Origin of the sequence: Pseudohaliea sp. (assembly GCF_040217025.1) — a bacterium.
Classification (GTDB): Bacteria; Pseudomonadota; Gammaproteobacteria; order Pseudomonadales; family Halieaceae; genus Pseudohaliea.
This window is the reverse complement of the sequence record NZ_JAVJOA010000008.1, coordinates 1,118,002-1,142,576: the sequence shown is the minus strand read 5'-3', so window position 1 is coordinate 1,142,576 and position 24,575 is coordinate 1,118,002. Positions and strand designations below refer to the sequence as shown.

Annotated in this window: 22 protein-coding genes; 16 read left to right on the top strand and 6 right to left on the bottom strand. The window is 69.8% G+C overall.

Translation table 11 applies throughout. From position 1 onward, the window contains the following. The first annotated feature begins 19 nt into the window (after positions 1–19). Complete coding sequence (locus RKE50_RS09395; RefSeq protein WP_350036120.1) at positions 20–718, top strand: hypothetical protein; 699 nt, start codon at positions 20–22, stop codon at positions 716–718. 16 nt (positions 719–734) lie between these two features. Here RKE50_RS09395 and RKE50_RS09390 read toward each other — a convergent pair whose 3' ends face one another. The 3 genes from RKE50_RS09390 to RKE50_RS09380 form a co-directional block, all read right to left on the bottom strand. After that, positions 735–1,886 (bottom strand): multidrug effflux MFS transporter, encoded by a 1,152-nt coding sequence (locus RKE50_RS09390; RefSeq protein ID WP_350036119.1) that lies wholly within the window; start codon positions 1,884–1,886, stop codon positions 735–737. 32 nt (positions 1,887–1,918) lie between these two features. After that, positions 1,919–3,181 (bottom strand): MFS transporter, encoded by a 1,263-nt coding sequence (locus RKE50_RS09385; protein WP_350036118.1) that lies wholly within the window; start codon positions 3,179–3,181, stop codon positions 1,919–1,921. 124 nt (positions 3,182–3,305) lie between these two features. Continuing rightward, positions 3,306–4,352 carry a hypothetical protein gene (locus tag RKE50_RS09380; protein ID WP_350036117.1) on the bottom strand — a complete coding sequence of 349 codons (1,047 nt, stop codon included), beginning with the start codon at positions 4,350–4,352 and terminating at the stop codon, positions 3,306–3,308. A gap of 100 nt (positions 4,353–4,452) precedes the next feature. Between RKE50_RS09380 and RKE50_RS09375 the strand changes: the two genes are divergently transcribed. From RKE50_RS09375 to RKE50_RS09360, 4 genes are read left to right on the top strand one after another with little or no spacing between them, the layout of a single operon-like run. Beyond that, positions 4,453–5,553 (top strand): carbon-nitrogen hydrolase family protein, encoded by a 1,101-nt coding sequence (locus tag RKE50_RS09375; RefSeq protein ID WP_350036116.1) that lies wholly within the window; start codon positions 4,453–4,455, stop codon positions 5,551–5,553. Next, on the top strand, positions 5,531–6,001 hold the full coding sequence (locus tag RKE50_RS09370) for a VOC family protein (RefSeq protein ID WP_350036114.1): 471 nt from the start codon (positions 5,531–5,533) through the stop codon (positions 5,999–6,001). Before RKE50_RS09375 ends, RKE50_RS09370 begins: the two co-directional genes overlap by 23 nt. Next, a complete protein-coding gene (locus RKE50_RS09365; RefSeq protein WP_350036112.1) occupies positions 5,998–7,041 on the top strand; it encodes an NADP-dependent oxidoreductase in 1,044 nt (347 codons plus the stop codon). Before RKE50_RS09370 ends, RKE50_RS09365 begins: the two co-directional genes overlap by 4 nt. 8 nt (positions 7,042–7,049) lie before the next feature. Then, a complete protein-coding gene (locus RKE50_RS09360) occupies positions 7,050–8,249 on the top strand; it encodes an MFS transporter (RefSeq protein ID WP_350036111.1) in 1,200 nt (399 codons plus the stop codon). A 49-nt stretch (positions 8,250–8,298) separates the two neighbouring features. Here RKE50_RS09360 and RKE50_RS09355 read toward each other — a convergent pair whose 3' ends face one another. Further along, positions 8,299–10,857 (bottom strand): TonB-dependent receptor, encoded by a 2,559-nt coding sequence (locus tag RKE50_RS09355; protein WP_350036109.1) that lies wholly within the window; start codon positions 10,855–10,857, stop codon positions 8,299–8,301. 210 nt (positions 10,858–11,067) lie between these two features. On the opposite strand from RKE50_RS09355, the gene RKE50_RS09350 reads away from it, so the two are divergent. From RKE50_RS09350 to RKE50_RS09305, 10 genes are read left to right on the top strand one after another with little or no spacing between them, the layout of a single operon-like run. Beyond that, on the top strand, positions 11,068–11,640 hold the full coding sequence (locus RKE50_RS09350; RefSeq protein WP_502937879.1) for a VOC family protein: 573 nt from the start codon (positions 11,068–11,070) through the stop codon (positions 11,638–11,640). Positions 11,641–11,642: 2 nt separating this feature from the next. Further along, positions 11,643–12,623, top strand: coding sequence for a quinone oxidoreductase family protein (locus RKE50_RS09345; RefSeq protein WP_350036106.1), 981 nt, complete (start codon positions 11,643–11,645; stop codon positions 12,621–12,623). Continuing rightward, a complete protein-coding gene (locus RKE50_RS09340) occupies positions 12,620–13,624 on the top strand; it encodes a hypothetical protein (RefSeq protein ID WP_350036105.1) in 1,005 nt (334 codons plus the stop codon). Before RKE50_RS09345 ends, RKE50_RS09340 begins: the two co-directional genes overlap by 4 nt. Positions 13,625–13,656: 32 nt before the next feature. Then, the gene (locus tag RKE50_RS09335) at positions 13,657–14,868 is read left to right on the top strand and encodes an MFS transporter (protein ID WP_350036104.1); all 1,212 of its coding nucleotides are present in this window, start codon (positions 13,657–13,659) and stop codon (positions 14,866–14,868) included. Beyond that, a complete protein-coding gene (locus tag RKE50_RS09330) occupies positions 14,865–15,851 on the top strand; it encodes a quinone oxidoreductase family protein (RefSeq protein ID WP_350036102.1) in 987 nt (328 codons plus the stop codon). The genes RKE50_RS09335 and RKE50_RS09330 overlap by 4 nt, the downstream gene beginning before the upstream one ends. A 10-nt stretch (positions 15,852–15,861) precedes the next feature. Next, positions 15,862–16,455: a tetratricopeptide repeat protein gene (locus RKE50_RS09325; protein WP_350036100.1), complete on the top strand. Its 594-nt coding sequence runs from the start codon at positions 15,862–15,864 to the stop codon at positions 16,453–16,455. Between the two features lies 1 nt (position 16,456). Beyond that, positions 16,457–17,596 (top strand): VOC family protein, encoded by a 1,140-nt coding sequence (locus RKE50_RS09320; protein ID WP_350036098.1) that lies wholly within the window; start codon positions 16,457–16,459, stop codon positions 17,594–17,596. Further along, entirely contained in the window at positions 17,593–19,179 is a 1,587-nt protein-coding gene (locus tag RKE50_RS09315) for an FAD-binding oxidoreductase (protein WP_350036097.1), read from the top strand. Before RKE50_RS09320 ends, RKE50_RS09315 begins: the two co-directional genes overlap by 4 nt. After that, positions 19,176–20,021, top strand: coding sequence for an alpha/beta fold hydrolase (locus tag RKE50_RS09310; protein ID WP_350036095.1), 846 nt, complete (start codon positions 19,176–19,178; stop codon positions 20,019–20,021). The genes RKE50_RS09315 and RKE50_RS09310 overlap by 4 nt, the downstream gene beginning before the upstream one ends. Beyond that, positions 20,018–21,013 (top strand): NADP-dependent oxidoreductase, encoded by a 996-nt coding sequence (locus RKE50_RS09305; protein ID WP_350036093.1) that lies wholly within the window; start codon positions 20,018–20,020, stop codon positions 21,011–21,013. The genes RKE50_RS09310 and RKE50_RS09305 overlap by 4 nt, the downstream gene beginning before the upstream one ends. Here the strand turns inward: RKE50_RS09305 and RKE50_RS09300 are convergent. Then, entirely contained in the window at positions 21,010–21,672 is a 663-nt protein-coding gene (locus tag RKE50_RS09300; protein WP_350036092.1) for a hypothetical protein, read from the bottom strand. The genes RKE50_RS09305 and RKE50_RS09300 overlap by 4 nt on opposite strands. Before the next feature lie 69 nt (positions 21,673–21,741). Here RKE50_RS09300 and RKE50_RS09295 point away from each other — a divergent pair, with 69 nt between their 5' ends. Next, the gene (locus tag RKE50_RS09295) at positions 21,742–22,596 is read left to right on the top strand and encodes an alpha/beta fold hydrolase (RefSeq protein WP_350036090.1); all 855 of its coding nucleotides are present in this window, start codon (positions 21,742–21,744) and stop codon (positions 22,594–22,596) included. Here RKE50_RS09295 and RKE50_RS09290 read toward each other — a convergent pair. After that, positions 22,572–24,557 carry an oxidoreductase gene (locus RKE50_RS09290; RefSeq protein WP_350036089.1) on the bottom strand — a complete coding sequence of 662 codons (1,986 nt, stop codon included), beginning with the start codon at positions 24,555–24,557 and terminating at the stop codon, positions 22,572–22,574. The two genes, RKE50_RS09295 and RKE50_RS09290, sit on opposite strands and share 25 nt — an antisense overlap. Positions 24,558–24,575: the final 18 nt, after the last annotated feature.

Genomic DNA, 24,575 nt, shown 5'->3' with positions numbered 1-24,575 from the left:
ACCGGGAGGAGACCACCCCATGTCCAGAACGATCACCGCCGCGCTTCGTCGCGGCCTTGCAGTCGCCGGCCTGCTCGCTGCCGGAAGTGTCTTCGCGGCGGAGCCCGCGGCCGGGCCGGTGACGATCGCCGTGCCCGTCGACGAGATCGGCAGCTATGAACGCGAGGCGTACAGGCGCACGCCCACCGAGTGCGACCGCCTCGCGGCGCATTACGACGATCCCGAGCGCGTCGGCGAGGGCGTCACGCGCGCGGGCATGGACAAGCCGGCGGCGATCGAGGCCTGCCGCCGTGCCGTCGCTGAAGACCCCGGCAATCCGCGCCTGCAGTACCAGCTGGGCCGCGCCTATGGCTACTCGGGGCGCCACGAAGAGGCGATCCCGCACCGCGAGGCGGCGCTGCGCGCCGGCTATCCGCAATCGCTGTTCGTCATGGGGTACATCCGCACCACGGGCTGGGATGGCGCGCCGCCGGATGCCTGTTACGGGGGCGAACTGATCCTGCGTTCCGCCCGCACTGGCCGCCTCGCGGGACTGCTGGGCTTCCCGCACTATGCCCTGCTCGGCTATTTCGACGACTGCGGCGCGTATCCCCGCTACACGGATGCGGACCTGCTCGCGCTGCTCGACCGCGCCGAGGCAGCGACCAGCGATTTCTACAAGACCGCGCTCATCGCGCAGCTGCGGCGGGCCATCGCGGCGCGCGCGGACGCAGGCTGAGACAGGGCGCGGCCGGTCAGCGCTGGCGGATCGACAGCCAGCTCAGGAACGTCAGCAGGCTGCCGGTGGCGATGAGCAGGGCGATGGGCGTGAAGTCGCCGCCGTAGACCATGCCTGCGGCGACCGTGAAGGCGCCGGAGATCGTCATGCCCAGGGCGCTCGACAGCCCCGCCGCGGTGCCGGCCAGCCCGGGCACCTGGTAGACGGCGCCGGCCATCACCAGGGGCGTGACCGCGCCGGACAGAAGCATCATCAGGAACAGCGGCACGAGAACCGTCAGCAGCCGCGGGCCCAGCCAGGCGTCGAAGGCCAGTACGGCCAGCCCGAGGGCGAGGGTGGCGCTGACGCCGACCGGCAGGAGCAGCGGGCGCCGCACACCGCTGGCGAGGCGCCCGCCGCCGAAGGCGCCGAGCACGTAGGCAAAACCCATGGTGCCCCAGACCGCGCCGAACACTCCCGGGCCCAGGTCGAAGCTGTCGGCGAACACGGCGGCGCCGACGGTCAGGAAGGCGAAGAACGCCCCCTGTGCGAAGCCGTACACCGCCGTGTAGCCGAGGAAGCCGCGGTTCGTGAGCAGCGCCCGGTAGCCGTCGAGGAACCGGCGCCAGTCGAGCAGCTGCACCTGCTCCCGCTCCAGGGTCTCGGGAAGACGGAGGTAGAGCAGCAGCCAGAGCACGGCGCCGGTGACCGCCATCACCGCAAAGATCGACCCGGGGCTGCCGCGGATGAGCAGGACGCCACCGATGACGGGGGCGATGATCGGTGCAGCGCCGAGGCCGATGGACACCCAGGACATCGCGCGCGCGCCGTCGGCCTCGTCGTGCGTGTCGCGGATGATAGCGCGGGCGACCACCGTGCCGGTGCTGGCCCCCGCTGCCTGCAGCGCCCGCAGCAGCATCAGCAGCTCAAGGTTCTCGGCCACCAGGCAGGCGAGGCTGGCCGCCACGTAGACCGTAAAGCCGAGCAGCACCACCGGGCGCCGGCCGATACGATCGGTGACCTGGCCCCACAGGGGCTGCGAGAGGGCGAGGCCGAGCAGGTAGGCGGACACGAGGAACTGGATGCCCGCGTAGTCGGTGCCGTACACCCCGGCCAGGGCGGGGAGCGCCGGGAGAATGATGGCCAGGGAAAAGGATGAGAGCCCGCTGATCACCGCGAGCAGGGGCATGCCGGGAACCGCCTTGATGGGTGCGCCCGCCGTCAGTCGACCATGGCGCGCAGCTTGTCGTCGCGGTACGGGCCGAGCAGCAGCAGCGCCAGGGAGCAGAAGATGAACGCCCACATGGAGAAGGTCAGAGCGGCGTTGTAGGATCCCGTGGCCTCGAAGCTGCGTCCGAAGATCGCGGGACCGAAACCGGCGCCGAGCGCGAAGAATGCGTAGAGCATGCCGTAGATCCCCGCATAGGCGCGGATACCGAAGTAGCGGGAGACGAGGTAGGCGAGCAGGTCGTACTCCATCCCCGCGGCCAGGCCAAGGAGCAGCACCGAGAGCAGGGTCGTGCTCCAGCGCAGGTCATCGCCGGTCATGAGGAACATGGACAGCGCCGGCAGCATCAGCAGGACACAGGCCACCAGCGGCGCCCAGAGGTGGTCGAGGAGAAAGCCGCCGAGGAGGCGACCGGCAAACACCGCGTAGCCCAGCGTGCTGGCCAGGAAGACCGCCTCGCTGTTGCTCATGCCCTTGGCGCCGAGCAGGGTCTCCATGTTCGGAATCGGTCCACCGATGGCGAAGGACAGGGGCACGAAGACCGCCGCCAGCAGCCAGAACCGCCAGTCGGCAAGGGCCTGGCGGAGCGTCAGGCCGTACAGCTTCATGGTGACATTGCCGTCGTTGTGCAGGCGCACCAGCCTGGCCGCGCGCTCCGAAGCTTTCGGGTCGTCGATGTCGCGGAACATCAGCAGGCCGATGGGCAGGGAAATCAGCATCGGCAGCAGACCGACGGCCACGTAGGCCGCCCGCCAGCCCGCCTCGCTGATGACCCAGGCAGCGAACAGCTTGGTCAGCGCACCGGAAACCCCGGTGCCGATCAGCGCGATGCCGAGGGCCAGTCCGCGCTTTTCGTGAAACCAGCCGGAGATCGCGCGGGTGAAGGTCATCGGCAGCGTGCCCGCACCGCAGAAGGCGAGCAGCGCCCAGAGCGTGTAGTAGAGGACGATGGAGCCGTTGTTCAGGGCGAAGGCCATGAAGCTCAGCGAGAACAGGAAAATCGAGCTCAGGGCCACGCGGCGGACCCCGAGCCGGTCCGACAGGGTGCCGATCAGTGGAGAGGCGATCATGGCGGCCACGGTGAAGACGGCGAGCCCGGTCATGACCTTGCCGATTCCCCAGCCGAACTCGCCGGCGAGCGGGCCCGCGAAGACGCCGATGGTATAGAAGGGCAGGGGGGACATGCCGAAGGCGATGCCGACCATGGAGGCGAGGACGACAGGCCAGCCGATGCGGAATTCCTTGTAGGCGCTCATGGGACTGCTCCTCGGTCCGGCTGTCGCCCGCGACGCGCGCCGCAGGCAAAGACACATAATGTTATATCTTTAGGCGTTTGTGAAGGGCGTGCTCATGCGGAGGACGCCTCTCGCCTCGCCGCCCTCAGTCCGGCCGCGCCGCTCTCTCGATCGGTTCTCCCGCGACCGGTTCTCGCTCGACCAGTTCGACCAGTTCGCCGGCGGGCCCGCGCAGGGTAGCAGCGCGGCGGCCGGCGTAGGGCGCGGTCCGCTGCACCGACGGCGGGGCCAGGTACGACAGGTCGCCGAGGGCATCCAGGTCGGCGACCAGGAAGGTTGCCAGCGCCACGCCCGGCGGCAGCTCGCCCGCGGCCGTCGGGCGGGCGGGGGCTTTTCCGTAGCCGTCCAGCTCCAGGGAGTGGCTGAAGGCAGCAAGGCGCAGCAGGACCAGCGGGAAGTCCTCGTTCTCGTCCCTGCCCTGCGCGCGGGCGATGATCGGTATGGGAAGCCGGCTGCGGAAGGCCTGTGGCAGCGCGAAGCGCTCCCGGTAGAAAGCGGCAAGGGAGTCCACATCCTCGCCGGCTAGGACGAGGATGAAGGGGCGGTCCACGGCGCTTCTCGCGCGCGCCAGTGTCGAGTCCGCTGCGGGCCCCGTATCCGCGGTGAAGTAGAACACTTCACCGGCGGGGCCGACGAACTGCGTCGCCCTGATCGTGGACCCCGGCGCCAGGAAGGCCGGGGCGCCCAGCCGGGCAAATGCGGTGTCCGCCAGGCGCCTGGCGACGGCATCCGGGTCCTGCACCAGCAGCTCGATGGCGTTCCAGCCGGTGGTGGTCAGGGGACTGTAACCGGGCACCGGCGTCCCGGCGACGAGGCGGAGAAACACCGCTTCGCCGGATGCCGGCGCGAGCACCGCCTGCGCCCGGCCGGCCATGGCCGGTGCGCCCCAGCTGCGTGCAAGACCGGGCGACACCACGCTGCGCTCGACCACGCGGTAGCCGAGCGCATCCCGGTACAGGCCGACGCTGTCCTCTAACGCCGGCGTGGTCACGGTCGCGGCAAGAATCGACAGCAGCCCCGGCGCTGTCTCTTCGCCGGCCTTTGCGAAGGCCCCGGGCAGCAGCAGGGCCGCGGCGAGCAGGGCGAGCGTCAGCCCCCGTCGCAGCCCTCGCCCGGGCATGGCGTGCGTCATCGCGGTCTCCTCGTACGCTCCCCGTGCAGCCGGGGCTTTCAAAGTCGCGGGGTAAACCGCTATGCTAATGATATAAACACATATCAAAAAGACAAATGCCATGAAAACCCTGCACCGCCTGTCCGCCGCTATCCTCCTGCCCTTCGCCTGCTTCGCGGTCGCCGCCGACCCGCCCCGCCTCGTCGAGCCGGACGGCAGCTACGCCACCCGGTCACTGGCGAAAGAGCGCATTGTCGTCAAGGTGGTGCAGAACGGGGTGCGCAACCTCGAGGACTACCCGTCGCCCGCGGAGGGGCTCGCCGCCAACCTCGAGATCATGGCGGGGTTCATCGACCGCGCCTGCGGCGAGGGCGACAAGCCGGATTTCATCCTCTTCAACGAGTTCCCGCTGACCGGCTATTCGACCGCCGGGCGGGAGGACAAGCTGCGCTACACGATCGAGATCCCGGGCCCGGAGACGGCGGCCATCGGCGAACTCGCGAAGGCGTGCGACAGCTACATCATCTTCGGCAGCTACGCTCGCGACGACGAGGACTGGCCGGGACATATCCTCAGCATCAACACGGTGGTCGGGCGGGACGGCAGTATCGCCGGCACCTTCTGGAAAACACGGAACGTGAAGCGGCTGAGTGACGACGGGGAGATTCCGACGACGACGATAGAGAGCGTCCGCGACCGCTACCGCGCCCTCTACGGCGTCGAGGCGGAGTTCCCGGTGCTGCGCACCGAGTACGGCAACATCGCGGTGAGCACGGTCCAGCTCGACCCGTTCGTGTTCGCCGCCTTCGCCATGCGCGGTACGGAGATCCTGTTCCGCACGGCGACGCTGTTTGCCCGGGATGACGTTATCGCCAGCGCGCGGTTCCATAACGTCTACTCCGCCATGTCCAATATCACCTTCCCGGAAGGCAGCGGCTACGAGCGCTACGGCGGCGGTTCCCTGATCGTGAGCCCGGGCGGCGACGTGCTCGCGGAAGAACCGTCCAATGACGAGGCGATCATCAGCGCCGTCATCCCCATCGCCGAGTTTCGCGAAGGCCGGCGGATTCCGCGCTACCCGCTCGCCGTCGTTGCCCCGGTCTACGAGCAGTATGTCGACGAGATTCCCCTGAATCACATGGACCGGCCGCGGGAGGAACTCCCGGCGGACCGGCCCGCCATGAAAGAGCTCCTGGACCGTGTCAGCCGCTGGCTACCCTGAGCGCCCGCTGCCCTGGTTCCAGCGCGCCTGCCTCCTCGTTCGCGCGCTGGAGCCGGCGTTCGAGGTGTACCGCGACCTGCTCGGCTTCGAGGTGGCCCACGTGGGCGAGGATGGTCCCGACGCTTACTCCTACGAGATCTTCCGTCTGCCGCGCGACGTGTCGACGCGCTTCGCCACGCTGAGCAGCGCGGCGCAGCTGCGCACCCTGGCGCTGATCGAGGTGCCCGGCGAAGTGCTGCGCGCGCCGTCGATTCCCGCGGCCGCCACCGTCATCCAGGTGGATTCGGTCGCGGCGACGCTGGAGCGGGCCCGGGGTCTGGGCCTGGCCTGCTGCGAACCCCGGCACCATCCGGCACCGCCGAACGGTCCGGCCCGCAGCGAAGCGGCCTTCTACGATCACGACGGCCACCCGGTCGTCATCTACGCGCTGCTCGAACCCGGGTCATGAGCGCGACCATGCGCCAGTGGGTGGTTGCCCGCCGCCCGGAGGGTCGTGTCAGCGAAGCCGATTTTCGCCTCGAGGAGGCCCCGCGCCCCGAGCCCGGCCCCGGCGAGGTGTTGCTCAGGACCCAGTACCTGGGCGTGGCGCCGGTGATGCTGCGCTACCTCTCCAACGAGACCGGCTTCGAGCGTCCGCTGGCCATCGGCGACGTCATGCACGGCCGCGGCGTCGGCATCGTCGTCGGCAGCCGGCACCCGGACTACGCGGAGGGAGATGCCGTCCAGTGCAAGCTGGGCTGGCGCGAGTACGGGCTCATCGATGGCGCTGATCCCTATTTCATGCCGCTGCGCATGGGACACCCGGACCTGCGCCTGTCCTACGGCATCAGCAGCCTGGCGCTGTCGGGCTTCACGGCGCTTATCGGCCTGCGCGACATCGGCCGGCTCCGTGCCGGTGACCGGCTGCTCGTGTCCGGTGCTGCCGGGGGCGTCGGCAGCCAGGTGGCCTTCATGGCGCGGGCCCTCGGCTGCGCGACCGTGGTGGGCATCGCCGGCGGCCCTGAAAAGTGCGCACTGCTCACGGACCGGCTGGGCTACGACGCGGCCATCGACTACAAGGAAGACGACCTGCCGGCCCGGCTCGATGCCCTGTTCCCCGAGGGCGTCGACGTATTCTTTGACAACGTCGGCGGCGAGCTGCTCGACGAAGTGCTCGGCCGTATCCGGCGGCGGGCGCGCATAGCCGTCTGCGGGCGGATCTCCGAGTACCTGAAGACGCCGGAGGAATATCACCGGCCGCGCAACCTGTACCGCATCGGGCTCATGGACGCCAAGCTCGAGGGTTTCTTCGTCTACGACTGGGAGCCGCAGTTCCGCGAGCTCGAAGAGACCATAGCGGGCTGGATCAGGAGCGGCGCACTGAGCCCCCTGGAGGACATCGACGAGGGCATCGAGCGCATGCCCGCGGCACTGATCAGCCTCTACGAGGGCAGCAATGCCGGGGTGCGCATGGTGCGCATCGATCCCGCCGCCGACGGTGGTGCGTGAAGGCTCCCGTGCGGTCCCTGCAGGCGATGGCGTGGTACCCCTGGCTGGTGGCGGTGCTGTGCATGCTGCTCGTGGCGACCAGCAACGGCATGATCAACGCCGGCATCACGGTCTTCGACGAAGCGCTGCTGGACGAGTTCGGCTGGACCCTGAGCCAGCTGAAAACGCGGGACTCCATCACCTTCCTGGGCGCCTCGCTGCTGGTCCTCGTCGCCGGCTGGGCGGTGGACCGCTGGGGCTTCAAGCCGCTCCTGCTGCTGGGCATGGCGCTGCTGGCGCTCGCCTACTGGAGCTACGGTTATGCCAGCCGTCTCGGGCACCTGTACCTGCTGCACGGCGTGTTCGCGCTGGTCGCGGCCAGCGCGGGCAACATGACCAATATCGTCGCCGCCGCGACCTGGATGAGCCACCGCCGCGGCCTCGCCGTCGGCATGACGATCGCGGGCACGAGCCTCGGCGGCATGCTCTTGCCGCCCCTCGCCAATGCGCTCAACAGCAGCCTGGGCTGGCGCCTGGCGCTGCGCGTGGAAGCGCTGCTGCCGGCGCTCATGTTCCTGCTCGTGCTCGTGCTCCTCGGCAACCGCCACCGCGGCAGCCCGGCACGCGCCGGGGGTGAGGACGAGCGCAGCGGGGTCACCTTTGCCGAGGCGCTGCGCCGCCCCCAGTTCCATCTCATTGCCTGTGCCGGGGCCTTTACCTACTTCGCGATCCTGGCGCTGTTCTCCCACCTGTTTCTCTACATGCGCAGCCTGTCCTACAGCCCGGAAACCGCCAGCTATGCCCTGAGCTCACTGGCCCTCGCCGGCCTGTGTGGCAAGCTCGCGTCCGGGTGGCTCGCCGACCGGGTGAACCCCTTCCGTTTCTTCAAGCTGCAGATGCTGCTCATGCTCGCCGGTCTCGTCGGCGTGAGCCAGCTGCCGGGCTGGGTCTTTCCCTGCCTGCTGCTCACCGGCGTCGGCTGGGGCGGCCTGCACACGCTCTACAACTTCATGCTGCTGCACCTTTTCGGGCTGCGGGATGCGGGCAAGATCAACGGCGCGGTGAGCGTCTTCGAGGCGGCCGGGGGCGCCGCCGGCATCTATGCCACGGGCCTCGCTCACGATGCCTGGGGCGGCTACGGCAGCGCCTGGCTCATGGTGGTCGCCGTCATGGCGATGGGCACCGTGCTGGCCTTGCTTCTCCGCCCCGGAAAGCAGCCGGGAAGCTAAAAAAACCCCGGCTCGAGGCCGGGGCAATGGGGGGAGAGACGGTGCCGCGTCAGAAGCGGTAATTGAGCCGCAGACCGAACTCCCGCTTGTCCAGCGGCGAGCCGACCACGCCCTGCTTGGCGGTGAGGAATGCGAACTGTGTCGGGCTGCCCCAGTCGGTCCAGCGGGCCGCCGTCATCCAGGCTTCCTCGTCGGTCAGGTTAGTGGTGAACAGCTCGATGTTCAGGTTCTGGATGGTCACACCGGCGCGGGCGTTGACGAGGTAGTAATCCTCGATCTTGGCGAGGTTCGACTCGTCCACGTAGGTCTCGCCCTGGTAGAAGACGTCGCCGCGCACGTAGGCGGGCATGTCGAAGAGCGTGAAGTCCCAGGTCAGCGAGGTGTTGCCGGAAAGCTCCGGCTGCCGCGGTGTCTGGTTGCCCGACATCTGCGAGAAGCCCGCCACCGGCTGCACGAAGTTGAAGACGTAGTCGTCGTACTCCGAGTCGATGTAGGAGCCGTTGATCTGCCAGGACAGGTTCTCGGTGATGTTGTACCAGAACTCCACCTCGAGGCCCTGGATCGTCGCGTCGCCGGGGATCAGCACGTTCCTCGCGTTGAAGAAGGGCTCGGGTTCGCCGCTGCCGCTGATGATCTCCTTCGGCTGGCCGACCAGTTCCGCGGTGCAGCCCGTGTCGCCGACCTCGGCTTCCGTGCAGGTCTCGTTGATCAGGAACGAGGAGCGGCCCTTGATGTTCTCCCAGGTGTAGTGATAGACGGCGAGGTTCAGCTGGCCGCGGCCGCCGAAGAGTTCCTGCTTGAGGCCCAGTTCCCAGGCTTCCAGCGTTTCGGCGTCGAGGGCCTCGGAGATGGACGGGTCCTGCTCGATATACTGGGCGCGCTCGCGCTCGTCCGCCTGCAGGAAGAACACGTTGAAGTCACCCGCGATCAGGCCCTCGGAGTAGCTGGCCCAGAGGTTGGTGCTTTCCGTCGGCGTCCAGCGCAGGATGACCCGGGGCAGGAAGTCGTCGTAGGTCTCCTCCAGCGTCGGTGCGCCCGGCGCGAACAACCCGTCACCCTTGGTCAGCGTATCCTCCTGCAGGCGCCCCTCCAGGCTGAGCGTCAGGGTGTCGGTGATGTCGAAGTCCACGGCGGCGAACCAGCCTTCTACCTCGGCCTCGTCGGTGTTCTGGGCGGTGTTCGGGAAGCCGAGGTTGAAAATGCCCGGCTGCCCGCCGACGCAGAGCCCCGGAAAGTCGTCGAGCAGCGGTGCCGAGACGACCGAGAAGCAGGACAGGGTGGCGTTGCCACCGCCGCCGGAAGAGGAAAATTCCTGCTCGTAGCTGTTGTAGCCGACCAGCCAGCGCAAACGGCCGTCCTGCGGGCTCGACAGGCGGATCTCGAAGCTTTCGTCATCCATGACCTGCGGGTCGCTGGAGAACCAGTTGAGCCGGTCCGAGGTGTCGAAGTCGCGGATCCACATGGCGTCCTGCTCGTTGCGGCCGTAGGACACGTCGATGCTGTAGCCGTTGTCGAAATTGTAGGCGGCGCTGAGCGTGATCCGCTCGGTCTCGCGCTTCAGGCCGATGTCGTTGATGTCGGGCAGGCTGCCGAACACATCCTCGGGCTGGTCCAGGAGGTACTCGGTGACCGTCTGCCCGGTACCGAGCGCCAGGCCGTCCGGGATGAAGGTATTCGCCGAGATGCCGTTGTTGCCCGGGTCGACCGCGATGTCATTGCCGTAGGGCACGGTGCCGCAGATGTAGCGCTGCGGATTGGCGGGCCCCTCGGGGCTGTCGATGGTGGTGCCCGTGCAGGTGTCATTGAGGATGCCGGATACGAAACCCTGGGCCGGGGCGCCGTCGCTGTCCTCGGAGTAGGAGTAGCGGGCCTTGAACTCGAGGTTCTCGGTGGCGTTCCACTTGATCACGCCGTTCCAGGTTTCCGTTTCCTCGTTGCCCATGCGGCCGCCGTCCGTGGCCACCCAGTGGCCGCGCTTGTCGTAGAAGCGGCCGCTGATGCTCGCAGACAGCACGTCCTTGACCAGGGGTACCTCGAGGATGCCATTGATCTCGTTGTTGGCGCGGTTGGTGGTGCGCACCGAGACCTCACCGGCGATTTCCTCCATGTTCGGGTCGCGGGTGATCAGGTTCACGGCGCCGCCGAAGGTATTGCGCCCGAAGTACGCTGCCTGCGGCCCCTTGATGACCTCAACGCGCTCGAGATCCATCAGCGCCAGGGAAGTGCCGCCGTTGAGCACGTAGATGCCGTCGATGAAAAGGGCGCCGGTGGCAAAGGACGGCGAGAACTGCGCCGTGGTCAGGCCGCGAAACGCCAGCTGCGTGTTGTAGCGGCCCGGCTGCTGGTTGCCCTGGTTCATGAACTGGAAGCCGGGCGTGTAGTCCGCCACGCCCTCGAGGTCGCGGATGTCGCCGGCGAGGATCTCGTCCTGCCCGAACACCGACAGGGAGAGCGGGATCTCCTGCAGGGATTCCTCCCGCTTCCGCGCCGTGACGGTGATCTCCTCGATCATTCCGGCGCTCTCCTGCGCGAGGACGCCGCCGGGGTTCAGGGTCCCGCAGGAAACGATGGCCGCACTGACGGCGCAGGTAAGTCTGGATTTCTTCACAAGGTCTCTCCTCTCGTACGACAGCCTGTCGGGCCTGCCGCGGGCGACAGGCCGTGGTTATTCTTGCGAGGCGCACCCGCGGTGCGGGCCTTCGTTCTTGTCGTTGTTCCAGCACTTCTGCTGCCGGCGGGCAGTTGTATTTCCCGCCAGCAAAGTTATATTGATATATTAATAGCGCTTTATGTCAAAAGTCTCAAGCGTCGATTCAAGATGTCGCTTCCACGAGCGGGAGGAAAGACCATGCATCGTCATCGGGCACGCCCCATCGCCATGCTGCTTGCCGCCCTCCTGCTGTCCTTCGGTGCCCAGGGGGCCACGCTGGCGCGCGCCACCCTCACCGTGGCGGACCTCGAGGCGTCGCTGGCCTTCTACCGGGACCTGCTCGGGTTCCGCGTCGCCGCCCGCATGGAGTACGACACGCCGGCGCTGCGGCGCATGTTTCGAATCCCCGCCGGCGTCACGCCGACCCTCGTGTTGCTCGATGGCGAAGGCCAGCCCCGCGCCCTGGGGCTGGTGGCGGCGGACGGCCTGGCGGTGGACCGCGAGGCCAACCGCAGGCACGCCCCGGCGCTGGTGGTGAACACCGACGCGATCGCCGAGGTCGACCGCCGCCTGCGCGCCGCCGGCACGCCGGTGGTCGTGCCGCCGACGCCGCTCAGGGCCTTCGACGGCCGGGTGATCGGTACGGAGGCGATGTATCTCGACCCGGACGGTGTGCGCATCGTGCTTTTCGATGTCGCCGACGGAAGCGCGACGGAACCTGAGCCGCAAAGCAAGGAGTAGCCATGCGAACAGCCATGATCCGCCAAGCGGGCGGGCCCGATGCGATCGCCATCGAGGAGTGCCCGGTTCCCGAGCCCGGTGCCGGAGAGGTACTGATCGAGGTCGCCTATGCGGCACTGAACCCGCTCGACAACCATGCCCGCGCCAACCGCATCGACTGGATGCACCCGGGCTTCCCCTTCGTTCCCGGTTTCGAATACGCCGGGCGTGTGGCCGCCGTCGGCGAAGGCGTCGACCCGGCGCTCGAGGGGCAGCGGGTCGCCGTGAACGGGCTGTGGCGGGGAAACGCCGAGTTCGCGCTTGCCGATGCCGCTCGCCTCGAGCCGGTGCCGGACGCCTTCGACTGGCGCCTGGCCGCGAGCTATTCCACCTGCGCCTACACGGCGTGGCTGCTGGTGCACAGCGCCGGCCGGGTACAGCCCGGCATGACCGTGGCGGTGCACTCCGCGGCCGGTGCCGTGGGGGTGCTGGTCACCCAGGTGGCAAAAAGTGCCGGCGCGACCGTCATCGCCCTGGCGGGCGGCCCCGGGAAACTGGAGTGGCTGCAGCCCTACGGTGCCGATCACCGCATCGACTACCTGCAGCCGGAGTGGCCCGAGCAGGTCCGGGCCGCCAGCGGCGGCAAGGGCGCCGACCTCATTATCGACGGCAATGCCGGTGACAACGCCCTGCGCAACCTCGAGTGCATCGCGCCCCTCGGCAAGATCATTTTCCTCGGCGCGACGGCAGGTAAGGGCGGCGACCTCTCCATCTCCGCGCTCATCGGCAAGTGCTGCGCCGTCGAGGGCTTCGTCCAGTACGTCCACCAGGCGCACTCGGGCGGTCGCGAGAAGGCGGCCATGCAGGAGGCGCTCGCCAGCGGCCAGTGGTCCATCCCCATCGGGCGCTGCTATCCCCTGGCGGAACTCGCCGAGGCGCACCGTGCCTGGGAGGCCCGCGAGCTGACCGGCAGGACGCTGATCGAGATCGGCGGCGACCTGTGAGCGGCCGCCCCGACCGCGGCATCCGCGAGTTCGTCTTCGGCACGACCCGTGACGCCCTTCCCCGGCAGCTTGCATTCTGGCAGCAGCTCGGCTTCCGGGAGTGCGCGCGCGGCGAGCTCGCCGCGGAGGCCAGTGAGCAGCTCTACGGGCACCGCGCCGCCGTGACCGGCTGCCGCCTCGCCCACGCGGGCTGTGAGACCCACGGCACCGGCCACGTGCGGCTCCAGGCCTGGGAGCGGCTGCGCAACGAGGGCCTGGGGACGCGCCCGCCGATCACTACCGGCGGACGGTGGATGGGGCTCTACACGCAGGACATCCTGCAGCTGCGGGACAGCTTTCTCGGCGAAGCCGCCCGGGGCGGCGCTTTCTGGATCTCGCCGCTGGTCGCTGCACCGCTGGCAAAGCCCGCGCCCGCGGTCAGCCTGGAAGCTCCCTTCGTCGGGCTTCGGGAGACCCTGGTGTTCAGCGAGGACTACCGCCTCGCCTTCATCCAGCGCGGCGGCTTCGACCGCCCCGGCTTCGGCACCTTCGATCTCACGCTGCCGTTCAGCAATACCGAGGGCAGCCATGCCAATATCATCCAGCCACCGCGTTCCTTCGACAGCGCTTTCTACAAGACGGCTTTCGGCTTCGAGACGGCGCCCTTCGGCGAGCAGCACCGCTCCGGGGACGACCCGGCGACAGCCGCGGCACTGGACCTGGCAGCCGGCGAGTGCTTCGAGGTTGAACGTATCCGCGCACCGGGCGTGCCGAGCGGCCTGCTCCAGCTCTACAGCAGTGAGCGCGACAGCGAGGATTGCCGTGACCTGTCGCGCGCCGGCAGCCGCGGCCTCTGCCTGTACGCCGTCGGCAGCGCGGACCCGGGCGCCCTGCGCGAGACGGTTCTCGAGGCGGGCGCGCCGCTCGCCGGCCCCGTGGCCGAGGACGAGTTCGGCGACCCGGCTTTCACCTTCGATGCCCCGGACGGCTACCAGTGGCTGGTGAGCGCGCAGCCGTCCTAGCCCCGGGGGCACTCCGCGGATACCCGGCGGCGGTGTTCGCGCTGTCCCTGGCGGCCTATACCACCGCGCAGATGGATCTCGCCCTGTTCGGTTACGCCGTGCCGGCCATCCGCGCCGAGTTCGGCCTCAGCCTGAGCGGGGTCATGGGGATCGTGTCCGCGGCCTTCGTTCTCGGCGGCCTGCTCATCGTCGTGCTGGGCGTGCTCACGGACCGGCTGGGGCGCCGCCTCATGCTGCAGCTATCCCTGGTGGTGTCGTCGCTGCTCGTCGCCCTGCATGCCATCGCCCCCAACCCCGCCGTGCTCACGGTCCTGCGCGGCAGCAGCATCGGCGTCGGCGGCCTCACCTACCCGATCACCGGCGCCCTGATCACCGAGGAGTTTCCGGCGCGCGTGCGCGGGCTCTTCCTCGGCATCCTGCAGGTCGGCTATCCCCTCGGCTGGGCCCTGGCCTCGGTCTGGGCCGCCTGGATTCTCGAGGACTATCACTGGCGCTGGCTGTTTCTCTTCGGCCTGGTCAGCCTGCCGCTGGCGCTGCTCGTGCGGCGGGTCGTGCGCGAACCGCAGCGCTTTGCCGAGGCGCGGGCGGCGGGGGCCGTGCCGGCGCGCGTGCGCGACCTCCTGGCGCCGGGCATCCGCTCCCGGGCCGTGCTTCTCTTCTGTTCCCAGTTCCTGTTCGTCTGGGCATACGCGGCCTCTATCTTTCTCTTTCCCAGCTACCTGCGCGAGGTTCGGGGCTTCGAGGCCTTCGACTTCTCCGTGCTCATCGGCGCCGGCAATGCCATCGGCGTTCTCGGTTACCTCCTCGCCGCCTTCGTCGGCGAATTCCTGCTCACCCGCCGCACGACGGTGGTGCTGTGGACGCTCACCGGGGCCTGCTGTTTCCAGGGCCTCGTCTGGGTCGCCGAGGGGTTCACGGAGTTGCTCATCGCCTATGCGCTGATGAGCATGTTCTTCTACGGCAGTGCCGCCGTGAAATTTGCCTACCTGGCAGAGGTGTTTCCGACCCGGCTCAGGGCTACCGCCATGGCGACCTGCGGCTCGCTGGCGGTCACCCTGGGCTCCGCCGCCGGGCCGCTCATGGTCGCGCGCGGCATCGAGACCATCGGCTGGGCCCAGGGCTATGCCCTGCTGGTCGGGGTGCCCCTGGTCGGCGCCGGGCTGCTGTACCTGCTCCTCACCCCCGTGCCCTCGGGGCTGGAGGTGGAGGACATCGATCGACTGCTGAGCGGGAGAAAAGCATGAGCGAAACCATGCAGGGCTGGGTGGTGCGGGAATTCGGCGGGCCCGACGTGATGCAGTGGGAGTCACTGCCCATCCCGGAGCCGGGCCCCGGCCAGGTGCTGGTGGCAGTTCATGCCAGCGGGATGAACTTTGCCGAGACGCGCATGCGCGCGGGTAGCTACAGCGGCCAGCCGCTGCCCTTCGTGATGGGCATGGAGGGGGCGGGGACGGTCGCGGCCCTGGGGCCCGGCGTGGAAAGCTTCGCGGTCGGGCAGCGGGTCTTCGGTCGCGCCCGTGGCTGTCACGCGGACTACGTGCTGTTCGACGAGGCGCATCTCATGCCGCTGCCCGACCGGCTCTCCTTCGTCGAGGGTGCCGCTATTCCCGTGGGTTGGCTGACCGCCTGGCATGCGCTGCACACGGTGGCCTGCGTGCAGCCGGGACAGCGGGTGCTCATCGAGGCCGTGGCCGGCAGCGTCGGCAGCGCCGCGCTGCCGATCGCGCGGGCGGCGGGCTGCTGGACTGCGGTGACCGCCAGCAGCGACCACAAGCTCGAACCGGCACGGGCGGCGGGCGCCGACCTCGCCATCAATTACCGGGAAGAGCGCATCAGCGAGCGGGTGCGCGACGCCACCGGCGGCGCCGGTGTCGATGTCGCCCTCATGACCATCGGCGAGGCGACGGCACAGGAACTGTTCGACAGCATGGGCATGGACGGCAAGGTGGTCATGTTCGGCAGCACCGGCGGCAAGGACATCACCTTCAACCTGGCTATCGGCATGGTGAACATGCAGCTCCTGTCCATGAGCATCAGCACCAGCCCGCAGTACCCGACGCAGACGCTTCCCGGTTTCCGCCGTGACGCACTGCCGCGCTTTGCCGACGGCCGCTTCCAGCCTGTCGTCGGCGAGGTGCTGCCCCTGGCGCAGCTCGCCCGTGCGCACGCCATGATCGGCGAGCGCCGCCACTACGGAAAGATCATCCTGCAAGTGAAACCCGACTGAGGAGAAACCCATGCGACTCTTGCTTGCTTTTTTCGGCTTGCTCTTTGCCGGCTCCGCCGGCGCCCAGACGCTGACGGCCTGCGACTGGGAGGCGGCACATCCCTCTGACCCGTACCACGTGGGACCGGGCGTCAGCTCGAAGGCGGTGGACACCCTGCGCGCCATCGCCGCCTGCGAGCAGGCGGTGAAGGAGGATCCCGCCGAGCCGCGCTTCCACTACCAGCTGGGGCGCGCGCTGGTCTACCACGCGGACCGCAACGGCAGCGACTGGCGTGTCGGCCTGCCGCACCTCGAGGAGGCCGCCGGGGCAGGGCACGTACAGGCCCAGTTCGTGCTCGGGCTGATGCACCAGCGTGAAGGCGACGCCTGTGCCGCCGCAAAGACCATGAAGCGGGCGGCGGATGCCGGCCTCAAGGCCGCGCGCATCGGCTACAGCAATGATTTTCTCGCCGGTCGCCTGGACGCCTGCGACGATGTCGCCACGGCAGAAGAGGTGGACGCCTACCTCGCCGCCGCCGGCGAGCAGGTCGGCGGCTGGTACGAGCAGATGCTGCTGGAGGTCCTGCGCCGTGACCTGGCCGCCGTCCGCGGCGGGGCGCGCTGACATGGTTGCCCTGGTTCGATGCCTGGCGCTGCTGCTCGCGCTCGCCGGCGTGGCGGCTGCGACCGCCGCGCCGACGCCGGTGACCACCCGCCCCTGGCAGGAAGTGGTGGTCAGCGTCACCGACCTGGAGCGTACGGCCCGGTTTTTCCGCGAGATCGGCGGTTACGAGGAGAAGTGGCGCGGTGCCCTGGACCCGGCTGAAATCGCCGCCTGGTCGCTGCCGGCGGCGGCCGGCGGTGAAGCCCTGCTCCTGGGCCCGCCGGGGCAGGGGACGGGTCTCGTGCGCCTGGTCCGCTTCGACGATGCCGGGCGCCGGGAGCCAATGCGTCCCGGGGCCCGGGCCTGGGACACGGGCTGCTACTTCAGCATCATGATCCGCATGAAGGACATGCAGGCGATCTACGACGATGCCATTGCCCTCGGCTGGTGGACGGAAACGCCGATCACCGATCTCGTCTTTGGCAGCTCGAAGCTCAAGGTGGTGGTCTACCGCGGCCCGGACGGGGTGCAGGTGCAGGGCTACGAGCGCCTGTCGCCGCCGCTTCCGGAGGCTATCCCGCCCTTCGAGCGGATGACCGGTCCCTTCAACATGATGCAGATGGTCCGGGACCGGGACGCGGCCTACGCGTTCTACACGGACGTGCTGGGCTTTGCGACCTTTTACAAGGGCAAGCCGTACCTTGCCGAGACGCCCGAGTACATGCCGCTGGGCATCCCGGTGAACCTGACCACGGAAATCCCCTACCGGGCTGGCATCGTCTACCCGGTGCCCGGCGAGTTCGGCCGCATGGAGACCATCGAGATCATGGGCCTCGAGGGTCGTGACTACGCGGACCGCTGCACGGCGCCGAACCTCGGCATCCTCGCCGTGCGCTTCCCGGTGGCGGATGCGGAGCGCGCCGCGCAGCAGGTCACGGCGCGCGGCTGGCCGCTGGCCCGGCCGCCGGCCCGCTTTCCGCTGGCGCCTTACGGGCCGGTCGAGGCTTTCCAGGTGAAGACGCCTGACGGGGCGATCATCGAGTTCTATACGGTGTCCGGTGAAGCGGTAACGGCTTCGGCGCCGGCAGCGGCCGGGTTACCCCGCGCAGCCGGAAGTCCGCTAGCATCAGGGTTTTTCACGAGCCCGGGGAGGGCACCATGAGCGAGCCGGCAATGGCGACCACTGAACCGTGGGCTGCACTGGAAGAGGCCCTCGGCCGGGAGGGGGTCCTCCGGGACAGTGCGGCCTGTGACTGGTACGCGCAGGATGTGTACAGCCGCGGTGAACCCGCCGCCGCCGTGCTCCGCCCCGGCAGCAGCGAAGCGCTGCAGGCCGCCGTGCGCCTGTCCACGGCCGCGGGGTTCGCGGTGATTCCCCGGGGCGGTGGCATGTCCTACACCAGCGGCTACGTGCCGGCGGGCCCGCGCTCGATCATCATCGACCTCGGGCGCATGGACCGCGTGCTCGAGGTCAACCGCGAGGACATGACCGTTACCGTCGAGTGCGGCTGCACCTGGGCGTCCCTGCACCAGGCCCTGGAGGCCGAGGGGCTGCGCACGCCCTACTGGGGCACGCTGTCCGGCCTGAAGGCGACGGTCGGCGGCGGCCTGTCGCAGAACGCCATCTTCTGGGGCTCGGGACAGTTCGGCTCTGCCGCGGATTCCGTGCTCAGCCTCGACGTGGTGCTCGCCGACGGCTCGCTGCTGCGCACGGGGTCAGCCGCCCAGGCCGAGGCGCCTCCCTTCTTCCGCCACTTCGGCCCGGACCTCACCGGCCTGTTCACCGGCGATACCGGCGCCCTGGGTTTCAAGGCCACGGCGACCCTGCGGCTCATGCCGGTACTGCCCGCCCGGGACTACCTCGCCTTCGACTTCGCGAGCGCGGAGGCGACGATCGCCGCCATGAGCGAGCTGTCGCGGCAGAACCTGCCCATGGAGTGCTTTGCCTTCGACCCGTTCCTGCAGCGCCAGCGCATGAAGCGCCAGCGCCTCGCCGCCGACATGAAGGCCCTGGCGGGCGTCATGAAGTCCGCTGGTTCGGTGGTCGGGGGCCTTCGCGAGGGGGCCAGGGTGGCCCTCGCCGGCCGCGGCTACATGGACGACGTGGACTACTCGGTACAGCTGGTCTTCGAGGACCGCACCCCCGAGGCCGTGGCCGACCGGGTACGTGCGGCGCGGCTCGTCTGCGAGCGCTGCGGCGGGCGGGAGATCGAGAACTCGATCCCGCGCATCACCCGCGCCAACCCCTTCGGCCCGCTGAACAGCATGCTCGGGCCGGAAGGGGAGCGCTGGCTGCCGGTGCACGGCCTGTTCCCGCACTCGCGCATCCGGGCGGCGTACGAGGCCGTCGAGGAACTGTTCGAGCGGCACCGGGAGCGCAGCGTTGCGCTCGGTGTGGGCACCGGCTACCTGCTGGCGACGGTGTCCACGCACGCGGTGGTGCTGGAGCCGGTCTTTTTCTGGCCGGACGAACTCTATCCGCTGCACGAGGACAGTATCGAGCCGAAACACCTGGCGCGGCTGCCGCGGCACCCGGCGAACCCGGAGGCGCGGGCTCACGTCGCGGTGCTGCGCGCGGAACTGGTGGCGCTGCTGTCCTCCCTCGGCGCGGTCCACCTGCAGGTGGGCAAGGCCTACCGTTACCGGGACGGGCTGAGACCCGAGGCCTTCGAGCTGGTGGCTGCCCTCAAGCGCGCCGTGGACCCCGAGGGGCGGGTCAACCCGGGTTCTCTCGGTCTGCCGTGAAGCCGCTGCGCGCCTTTGCCACGCTCGACAGCGATGCCGGGCCCTGGCAGGTGCATTACCGCGTTGCCGGGGCCGGCGCGCCGGTCGTCCTGTTGCACCCGTCGCCGCTGTCCTCGGCATTCCTCGCGCCGGCCACGGCGGTTGTCGCCCGGCGGGCGAGGGCTCTCGCGCCGGACACCCCGGGCTACGGCGATTCGGACCCCCTGCCTCCGGCGCTTGCACCGGGAGAGGGGCTGGCGCCCTACGTCGCCGCGCTGCTCGCCTTTGTCGACGCCCTGGCCCTGGAGCGGCCGCTAATCTACGGTTCCGCCACCGGCGCCCAGCTCGCCATCGAGTTCGCCCGTGCACATCCCGGCCGCTGTGCCGGCCTGGTGCTGGAGAACGTGGCCCTGTTCGAGGATGCGGAGCGCGAGGCGCTCCTGGCCGGCTATTTCCCGGACCTCGCGCCGCGGCCGGACGGCAGCCACCTTGCCGCGGCCTGGGACCTCGCCGTGCGCTCGGGCCTGCGCTTTCCCTGGACCGCAGCGCCCGCCGGTACGGCTGCCGCGGACCCCGCCGCGACCCAGGCCTCCGTCCTCGCTACGCTGCGCGCGGGCCCGGCTTATGACCGGGCCTACCGCGCCGCCTTTGCCAACGAACGCCCGGAGCGGCTGCAGGGCCTCGCGGTACCCACCCGGATCATCCGCTGGCCCGATGGCCCCCTGGCCGCCTGGAGCGACCGGCTCGATGACGTCGCACTGCCCCCCTGCGTGACCATGGTGCATGCCGGAGCGGGCGTGCAGGCGCGCTACGCGGCGCTCGGCGACACGGTGGATGCACTGCTTGCGGAGACGGAGCGATGACCATGAATCGACAGGTGCTGCTGGCGGCGACGCCGGCGGGCGTGCCCGTGGAGACGGATTTCCGCCTCGCCGAGGTGCCCCGGCCGGAGCCGGGCCCCGGCGAGGTGCTGGTGCGCAACCGCTACCTCTCCCTCGACCCCTACATGCGCAGCCAGCTCGCCGGGCGTCACCTCTCCGGTGCCATTCATCCCGGGGACCTGATGCGGGGCGAAACGGTGGCCGAGGTCGTCGCGTCGAAGCACCCGGCCTTTGCCGACGGCGCGTGGGTGCGCGGCTTCGGTGGCTGGCAGGAGTGGGCCGCGCTGGACGGCGAGGCGCTGGCCCCGGTGCCCGACCGCATCCAGCCGCCTTCCCTGGCGCTGTCGGCCCTCGGTATGCCCGGGCTCACGGCCTGGGCCGGGCTGTACTGCCAGGCCGTCCCGGCGCCCGGCGATGTCCTGCTGGTCGCCGCGGCGACCGGTGCCGTGGGATCCGTCGTCGGACAGCTTGGCAATGCCCGTGGCTGTCGCGTCATCGGGATCGCGGGCAGCGACGAGAAGTGTGCCTACGCGGTCGCCGAGCTCGGCTACGCCGCCTGCATCAACCGGCGCAGCGAGGATGTGGGGGCGCGGCTGGATGCGCTCTGTCCCGAGGGTATCGATATCTATTTCGACCTGGTCGGCGGCGAGCTGCTCGACCTCGCCTCCGCGAGGCTCGCGGTCGGTGCGCGGGTTGTCCTCTGCGGGCTCATGGCCGAGTACAACAGCAGCGGCCGTCGTCCGGGGCCGCCCCCGGGGGACTGGATCCGCGCCCGCGCCACCGTGACCGGGCTGGTGGTCTACGACTACGAGGACCGGCGCGAGGCCTGCCTCGACGAGCTGGTGCCGCTGGTCGATAGCGGCGCGCTGCGGGTGCGGGAAGACGTGGCCGAGGGCATCGCGGCGGCACCGGCGGCGTTCTGTCGTCTCATGCGCGGTGAAAATACCGGCAAGGCGCTGGTCAAGCTTTTCTAGCCGGGCTGTACCACGCCGAGGAACGCCTCGAGCAGCAGTACTGCCCAGATCATGACCACCCAGGGCCGGACCCGGGCGAGGCTCGCCGCCATGGCGGCGTCGTCGGCGGCGGTCTGCGTCCCGGCGGCGAGTTTGCCGTAGGCGGTGGCAAACCCCTTGAACTGCACGCGGATCATCAGCCCGCAGAAGACGAGGAAGGCGAAGGCGAGCAGCTTGCCGGCGAGCCACGGCGCATCGGCGAGCCGGCCGCTGGCGGTGGACCAGGCGGTGGAGGCGATGATCCCGGCGATCACCAGCCAGCGGAACAGGAAATCCACCCGCGTCAGCAGGGGAATGAAAGCGGCTCCGTGGGCGAAATGCAGCACGAGCACCATGCCCAGCCAGAGCGGCCCGAGAAGGATGATGCCGGCGAGCTGCCAAGGCGGGTGGCTGATGCCCGCGTATTCCGAGAGCAGCCCGCCGACCGTGAGCATGAGGCTCATGCAGATGCGGGGGACCAGGTCGATGCCCAGCATGATCTTCGCCGCGGTGAGCCGCGCCTCGCGGCTGCGCTCGGCGTCGACAACGAAGCCCGCGGAGTAGAAGACCCCGATGTCCCCACCCAGCCAGTAGCAGAAGAGCAGCAGGTGGAGGAGCGTGAGGGCGTCCTGGGCGGTCATGGGCAGGGCTCCGGCTAAAAGGTATGATGTTATATCAATAAGCTTTTCAGGCAAGCACCGGAGTCAGCCATGCCCCGCACCGTCCGCCGCCGTTTTGTCGATGTCAGCACGGGCCAGGCGCACCTGCGCGAGGCCGGCACCGACGGCGACCTGCCGCCGATCGTCTGCCTGCACATGGTGCCCAAGTCCGGTCGCAGCTTCGCCCGCGTGCTGCCGCTGCTCGCCGATGGCCGGCGGGTTATCGCGCCGGACCTGCCGGGCTACGGGGACTCGGACCCGCCGGCAGACCCGGCGAGCGTTTCCATCGCGGACTACGCCGCCGCGACCTGGGAAGTCATCGATGCCCTGGCGCTACCGCGCCCGGTGCACTTCGTGGGCTACCACACGGGCTCCATGGTGGCGGTGGCCGCGGCGAGCCGGCGCCCCGGGGAGGTCGCGCGCCTGGTCAACATCTCGGCGCCGCTGTTCACCGCCGGGGAAGTGGCGGAGCTGCACGCGTTCTTCGCGCCGCTGCCCCTCGACGAGGCGGGCACGCGCTTTCGCATCATGTGGGAGCGGATCCTCCGCTTCCGCGGGCCCGGCATGACGCTGCCGATGGCCGCCGCCTCCCTGGCGGACAACCTGCGCGCCGGCGAGGACTACGAGGAGGGCCACCGCGCCGCCTTCGAGCACACGGCGGCTTACGCGCGGGAACTCGTCGCGCTCACCCATCCGCTGCTGGTGATGAACATCAACGATGATCTCGTGACGCACACGCGCCGCGTCGACGCGCTGCTGGCGAACGGCGAGCGACGGGATTATCCCGACTGGGGCAACGGTTTCCTCGAGCTCTGGCCGGAGGCTGTCGCAGCCGAACTGCTCGACTTCCTCGACGCCGACTCCGACCCGGGGCCCGCTGCTCAGAGCGCCAGCGCCACCTCGTAGCCCTCCCGGGTGGCCGCCAGCACCGTGCGCGGCGCCCGGCAGTCACCGATGGGGATGACCTCGACGCCCGCCGCCACCAGCGGCGCGGCGAGGGCATTGTCCGGCACGCGGGAGGTGGCGTAGGTCACTGCCACCACGTCCGGCAGGCGGGTCACCGCGCCGCTGTAGACGTTGACGACGTCCAGGGCCGCTTCCTCGAGCGCGTCCAGGTCCCGCGGTACGCAACTGGTGACCAGTTCCACGCCGCGCTCGTAGAGGCGCTGGTAGATACCCTGGCGGTTGATGAGCGAGACATCGCTGGCAATGCGCTCCCGCGGCGTGACGATGCTCACGGCCTCGAAGCGCTCCGTCAGCAGCTCGGCCAGCGCGTAGGTCATCTCCGTGTGATCCTGGTCGAAGAGCACCACCCGGCCCGGCTCCCTGCCGCTGCGGCCGAGCATCTCGCGGGCCATGGCGCGGGCGTCGGGGACGGCACCGATCTCGAGGTATTCCCCGGGAATCCATGCCGGCGGCGCCGCCGTCGCGCCGGTTGCCAGGAGTACCGCATCGGGCGCGAGCGCGAGCACGCTGTCCGCGCCGGCGGCCTCGCCCAGGCGATAGGCCACGCCGGCACGACGGCCGGCGAGGTACTGGTAATCGTAGATGGAGCTCAGGTTCTCGCCCCCGGGCAGCTCGGCGTGCAGGCGGGTCTTGCCGCCGGGCTCCTCCGAGGCGCCGACCAGTGTCACCCGGTGCCCGCGCCGCGCCGCCGTCTGCGCGGCCTCCAGGCCGGCGATGCCGCTGCCGACCACCACGACGTGGCGCTGGCGCCGGACCTGCACCGGCTGCCAGTCGTCCTCGTCCTCGCTGCCGACGCGGGGATTGTTGTCGCACTCGAGGCGGCTGCCCTCGATGATCGTGCGCCAGCAGGTGTTGCAGGATACGCAGTAGCGGATCGCTGCCTCGCGCCCGCTCTCGGCCTTGCGGCCGAAGGCCGGGTCCGTGATCAGCGGGCGGCCGAGGAAGACAAGGTCCGCCGTGCCGTCGCTGAGTGCGGTCTCGCACTCGTTCGGGTCCGTGAGGTAGCCGATCGCGCCGCTGGCTACCGCCGGCGCCGCCTGGCGCAGCTCGCGGATGGCGTCGAGGTAGGGGTGCCGCTCGCCGTGGGCGTCGGGCAGGTGCCGGTACAGGCTGTTGGCGTGCGCACCCCAGGCCCAGGTCCAGTAGTCGAACTGCTCCGCCTCCTGCGCCAGGCGCGCGGTGATGGCGTGGGCGCCGGCGAGGTCGATGCTGCCGGGGACGCCGTCGTCTCCCGGCAGCTTCAGGCCGATGATGAACGGTCGGCCGCAGGCTGTGCGGATGGCCTCGATCAGTTCCCGCAGGAAACGGGTGCGGCCCTCGAGGTCACCGCCATAGGCGTCCTCGCGCCGGTTGGACCAGGGCGACAGGAACTGGTGGAAGAGGTGCCCGTGGCCGGCGGAGATCTCCACGCCGCTGAAGCCCGCGGCCTTGAGGCGCCGGCAGCCGGCCGCCCAGTCGTCGATCATGCGGCGGATATCGTCCGCCGAGAGGACGCGGGGCACGGTCCAGCTCAGGTCGTCGGGGAGGGCAGAGGCGCCAACGGCGCCGTCGTTGCGTCCGACCGCGTGGCGGCCACGGCCGCTGTCCTGGACCTGGCCGAGGAGCCGCGTGCCCTCGCTCTCGACGACACCGGCGCAGCGCTTCAGCGAGTCGAGCGCCCCGTCGTCCCAGGCGCGCAGCCGTGTCGGCACCCGGTTCCAGGCGGTCATCGCGATGGGCTCGGTGACGATCAGGCCGGTACCGCCGCGGGCCCGGCTCCGGTAATAGTTGAGCAGCGTCTCGGTAGCCTCGCCGTCGCTGACGAAGCGCGTGACGATGGAGGCGTGGGCGAGGCGGTTCCTGAGCGGGACACCGCCGAGTTCGCAGGGGCTGAACAGGGTGGGGTAGGGCTGCTCGCTCATCGCGGCGCCCGTCGAGCC